We start from the raw sequence: 796 nt of genomic DNA on the forward strand, positions 1-796 counted from the left end.
ATCGAGTTCGGTGAACTCAGTGTCAACCATGAGTGGCAGCGCGTGGATTTCGCAAAGACGTTCGCTGACCCCATCGTGACGGCGAAATCGTTCAGCCGCAACGGTGGTCAATCAGCCACAGTGCGCATTGATGGCGTCGATGAAACCGGCTTCTGGATCCGCATCCAAGAATGGGATTACCTCGACGGCACGCACGCTCGCGAAACCATCACCTACGTCGCCATCGAGCGCGGTCAGCATCAGCTGCCTAATGGCACCTGGATCGAGGCTGACAGCCTTGACGTCAGTGCCGCCGACGCATTCTATCGACAGAGCCTCATCGCGCCATTCAGCGAGACCCCGATCGTCATCGCCGCCGTCGCAAGCGACAACGACACCCACGCCGTGACGACACGTCTGCGCAACGCGACCCAATCATCGTTCGAAGTCGCCCTGCAAGAGCAGGAGGCCAGCAGCCATCGTCACGAGACGGAGAGCGTCACCTACATCGCCTGGGAACCGTCCATCGGGCAGATCGACGGCTTGGCGTTCGAGGTCGCGCAAGCCCAGGAGTCAGTGACGCACCTGGGATCCAGGGTCGACTTCACCGGCGCCTACGATGAACCCCCGGCGGTCCTAGCCGACATGCAAACAAGGAACGGCGGTGATACGGCCGTCCTGCGCTGGTCCTACAAGGATGCCGCCTCCATGGATGTCTGGGTTCAGGAAGAGCAGTCCAAAGACAGCGAGGTCGGGCACGCCAAGGAGAGTGTCGGCTACATCCTGCTGAGCAACAGCGGCTCCGATCAGCCGTAGT

Annotated in this window: 1 protein-coding gene; it reads left to right on the forward strand. The window is 61.2% G+C overall.

The window, feature by feature from the left end; all coding sequences use genetic code 11:
• Nucleotides 1-795 (forward strand): fibronectin type III domain-containing protein (locus tag G3480_RS27030; RefSeq protein WP_164657265.1); only part of this gene is annotated, 795 nt, incomplete at its 5' end.
• Nucleotide 796: the final 1 nt, after the last annotated feature.

This window comes from Thiorhodococcus mannitoliphagus, assembly GCF_010915725.1.
In the GTDB taxonomy this organism is placed as follows: Bacteria; Pseudomonadota; Gammaproteobacteria; order Chromatiales; family Chromatiaceae; genus Thiorhodococcus; species Thiorhodococcus mannitoliphagus.